Here is a 3,977-nt window from a genome sequence, read left to right on the forward strand (position 1 = left end):
CCCCCCTCCTCCACCCCCACAAACCCGAAAACCACACCCTCATGCAGGCCCTGGCCGACTGCTTCGTCGCCGGCACTCGGGTCGACTGGGCGTCGGTCTACCCGCAGGCGCGGCCGGTGGAGCTGCCCACCTCGGTCTTCCGGCGCGAGCGTTACTGGCTGACCGCGAGCCGCCCGGCCGATGCGGCCGGGCTCGGCCAGGAGGGTGTCGACCACCCGCTGCTGGGCGCCGCCGTGGCGCTGGCGGACGGTACGACCGTCTACACCGGCCGGTTGTCCCGGGAGGACGCGCCGTGGCTGGTCGACCACGTGGTGCTCGGCGCGACGCTGGTGCCCGGCACGGTGTTCCTGGAGTACGCGTTGCGGGCGGGCGTCGACGTCGGCCTGCCCCGGGTGGCCGAGCTGACCCTGGAGGCACCGCTGGTGCTGCCCGCCGAGGGCGCGGTGGCGGTACGGGTCACCGTCGGACCAGCCGACGAGGACCGCCCGGTCACCATCCACGCCCGCCCCGCCGACGCTGCGGAGTGGACCCGCCACGCCAGCGGGGTGCTGACCGCCGTGGGGGCCCCGCCCGCACCGGCACCCGCGCCCACCGCGTCCGCCCCGATCGAGGACCTCTACGAGCGACTGGCCGACAAGGGCTACGACTACGGTCCGGCGTTCCGGCTCGCCTCGGCCGCCCGGCACGGCGACACCCTGCTCGCCGAGCTGGCCCTGCCCGCCGACCCCGGTCGGTTCGTGCTGCACCCGGCGCTGCTGGACGCCGCACTGCACCCGCTGGTGCTCGACGGTGACCCGGTCCTGTTGCCCTTCAGCTGGACCGGTGTCACCGTCCTGCGCCACCCCGCCGGCCCGGTGCGGGCGCACTGGACGGCGGGACGCACGCTGACGCTGACCGACACGGACGGTGTGCTGGCCGTGGTGGACGGCCTCAGCCTGCGGCCGGCGCGGCTGCCGGCGGCGACCGACCTGTACCGGGTCGACTGGGTGCCGGTCGAGGCCGACCCGTTGGAGTTCGTCGGGGTGGCCGTCGCCGACGCCGGCGAGGCGCTCGCCGTCGTGCGCACGCACCTCGACGGGACCGCGCCGACGGCCCTGGTGGTGTCCGCCGCGGACCGGACCGGGGCGGTCGGGCTGATCCGGTCCGCGCAGGCCGAGTACCCGGGCCGGTTCGTGCTGGTCCACGCGGACGACCTGGTGCGGACCGTGCCGGCCGGTGAACCCGAGGTGGCGTGGCGCGACGGCTCCTGGCAGGCCCCCCGGTTGGTCCGCGTCGCCCCGGCCGGACCGACCGAGCCGCTGTCCGGCACCGCGCTGGTGACCGGCGGCACCGGGGCGCTGGGCGCGCTGGTCGCCCGGCACCTCGTGCACACCCACCGGGTGCGCGACCTCGTGCTGACCAGCCGCCGGGGGCCCGCCGCGCCGGGCGTCGCCGAGCTGGTCGAGGAGTTGACCGGGGCGGGGGCGCGGGTCCGGGTCGAGGCGTGCGACGCCGCCGACCGTGCCGCGCTGGCCGGCCTGCTGGACGGGCTGCCCACCCTGGACGTCGTCGTGCACGCGGCCGGCGTGGTCGAGGACGCGACGGTGGCGTCGCTGACCGACGAGGGGCTCGCCGCCGCCGCGACGAAGTCGACCGCCGCCTGGCACCTGCACGAGCTGACCCTCGACCGGCCGTTGCGGGCGTTCGTGCTGTTCTCCTCGATCAGCGGCCTGCTCGGCACCGCCGGCCAGGCCGCGTACGCGGCGGCGAACACCGCGCTGGACGCGCTCGCCGCCCACCGGCACGCCCTCGGCCGGCCCGCCCTGTCGCTGGCCTGGGGCCTGTGGGCGGAGACGGGCATGGGCGCCCGGCTGTCGGCCGCCGACGTGGCCCGCTGGCGACGCGACGGTTTGCCACCGCTGACCCTCGCGCAGGGCCTGGCGCTGTTCGACGCCGCCCTGGGGCACGACGTACCGGTGCTCGCCCCGGTACGCCTGGACCTGGCCGCGCTGCGCGCCCGTGACGTCCTGCCGGCGCTGCTGCGCGGCCTGGTCACCCGCCGTACGCCGGTCGTCGCGGCCGTGGCCCGTGACGAGGGGGAGCTACGGGAGTTGGTCCGCTCGACGGTGGCCGACGTGCTCGGGCACGCCTCGGCGGCGGCGGTGGACCCGGAGAGGTCGTTCCGCGAACTCGGGTTCGACTCGCTCAGCGGGGTCGAGTTGCGCAACCGGCTGGCCCTGGCGACGGGTCTGCCGGTGCCGACCACCCTGGTGTTCGACCACCCCACCCCGGAGGCGGTGGTCAGCCACCTGCTCGGCAGCGCGCCCACGGTGACGCCGGTGACGACGACCACGACCGCCGGGGACGACGACATCGTGATCGTCGGGATGGCCTGCCGGTATCCCGGTGGGGTCTCCTCGCCCGAGGACCTGTGGCAACTGGTGGTGGACGGCCGGGACGCGATCACCGGCTTTCCGACCGACCGGGGCTGGGACCTCACCCGGCTGTACCACCCCGACCCGGATCATGTCGGCACCTCGTACAGCCGGGAAGGGGGTTTCCTGCACGACGCCGCCGACTTCGACGCCGAGTTCTTCGGGTTGAGTCCCCGGGAGGCCACCGCGACCGACCCGCAGCAACGCCTGCTGCTGGAGACGGCGTGGGAGACGTTCGAGCGGGCGGGGGTGGACCCGACGGCGCTGCGGGGCAGCCGGACCGGGGTGTTCGCCGGGGTCATGTACGGCGACTACGGCACCCGGTGGCGGACCGCGCCGGAGGGGTTCGAGGGGCATCTCCTCACCGGCAACACCTCCAGTGTGGTGTCCGGTCGGATCGCGTACACCTTCGGGTTGGAGGGGCCGGCGGTCACCGTCGACACCGCCTGCTCGTCCTCCCTGGTCGCCCTGCACCTCGCCGCCCAGGCCCTCCGCACCGGCGAATGCGACCTCGCCCTCGCCGGCGGGGTCACGGTGATGGCGACGCCGCACACGTTCGTGGAGTTCAGCCGGCAGCGCGGGCTGGCCCCGGACGGGCGGTGCCGGTCGTTCGCGGCGTCCGCGAACGGCACGGGTTGGAGCGAGGGGGTGGGGTTGTTGCTGGTGGAGCGGCTCTCCGACGCCCGCCGCCACCACCACCGCGTCCTCGCCACCCTCCGCGGCTCAGCCATCAACCAGGACGGCGCCTCCAACGGACTCACCGCACCCAACGGACCCGCCCAACAACGCGTCATCCACCAAGCACTCACCAACGCACGGCTACACCCCACCGACATCACCCTCATCGAAGCCCACGGCACCGGCACCCGACTCGGCGACCCCATCGAAGCCCAAGCACTCCTCAACACCTACGGACAACACCACACCCCGGAACGGCCCGCCTGGCTCGGCTCCCTCAAATCCAACATCGGCCACACCCAGGCCGCCGCCGGCGTGGGCGGCATCATCAAGGTCGTCGAAGCCATGCGGCACGGCACCCTCCCCCCCACCCTCCACGCCGACGAGCCCACCTCCCACGTCGACTGGACCACCGGCACCATCGCCCTTCTCACCCAGGCCCGACCCTGGCCCGACACCGGCCAACCCCGACGCGCCGCCGTCTCCTCCTTCGGCATCAGCGGCACCAACGCCCACGTCATCCTCGAACAGGGCGACCCCACACCCGGACCTCGGCGGGACCGGACGGAGGGTGGCACACCGCTGCCATTCGTGCTCTTCGCCCGGTCGGCCGACGCGCTGCGGGCGCAGGCCGCCCAGCTGCGGACGGCGGTGGCGGAGGGGTTGTCGCTACCCGACCTCGCGTACACCCTCGGCACCAGGCGGGCGCGGCAACCGCACTACGCGGTGCTGGTGGCGCAGGACCGGGCAGAGCTGCTGACCCGGCTCGACGCGCTGGCCGACGGTCGCACGTCCGGCGCGGTGGCCACCCGCGGCAAGGTGGCGTTCCTGTTCGCCGGACAGGGCACCCAACGCCACCACATGGGCAAAACCCTCTACGACACC

The 3,977-nt window shown here is 74.9% G+C and carries 1 protein-coding gene; it reads left to right on the forward strand.

The genetic code is table 11. From position 1 onward, the window contains the following. Window positions 1-41: 41 nt before the first annotated feature. A partial coding sequence (locus B5D80_RS32510; RefSeq protein ID WP_245855140.1) for a type I polyketide synthase occupies window positions 42-3,977 on the forward strand: 3,936 nt, incomplete at its 3' end.

Origin of the sequence: Micromonospora wenchangensis (assembly GCF_002210435.1) — a bacterium.
Taxonomy (GTDB): domain Bacteria; phylum Actinomycetota; class Actinomycetes; order Mycobacteriales; family Micromonosporaceae; genus Micromonospora; species Micromonospora wenchangensis.